The sequence below is a fragment of the Streptomyces achromogenes subsp. achromogenes genome, assembly GCF_000720835.1.
Taxonomy (GTDB): Bacteria; Actinomycetota; Actinomycetes; order Streptomycetales; family Streptomycetaceae; genus Streptomyces; species Streptomyces achromogenes.
The window spans coordinates 1-332 of sequence record NZ_JODT01000120.1 but is presented as its reverse complement, the minus strand read 5'-3'; the positions used below and the strand labels follow the sequence as shown (position 1 = coordinate 332).

At 65.1% G+C, this 332-nt stretch carries 1 protein-coding gene; it reads right to left on the bottom strand.

From position 1 onward, the window contains the following. Nucleotides 1–332, bottom strand: a 332-nt coding sequence (locus tag IH25_RS0136975) for a DUF5753 domain-containing protein (protein WP_030621544.1), incomplete at both ends; no start/stop codon positions are given.

Here is a 332-nt window from a genome sequence, read left to right as displayed (position 1 = left end):
GGACTCAAGGCCGCGGCCCGGAGGCCGTCGAACGCCCTCGTGTACTCACGGACATGATGCTCGCCCTCCAAGTACATGGCATCGGTGATCCCGTCTCGATCTCCGATGTCCGGGTCTTCCGGGGCCGGAAAACCGAGCATGGTGAAGGAGCCGGTGGCCGGGTAAGTCCCCGAGTCGAACGGTAGGACCTGCAAGGTCACGGTCGGCAGGCCTGCGGTCTGCAGGACACATTCCATCTGCTCCCGCATCAGGGTGCGATCCCCGATCACGTGTCGCAGGGCGCCCTCGTTCACGATGAACCAGGCGTCGGGAGCATCCGGTCGCCTCAGCAT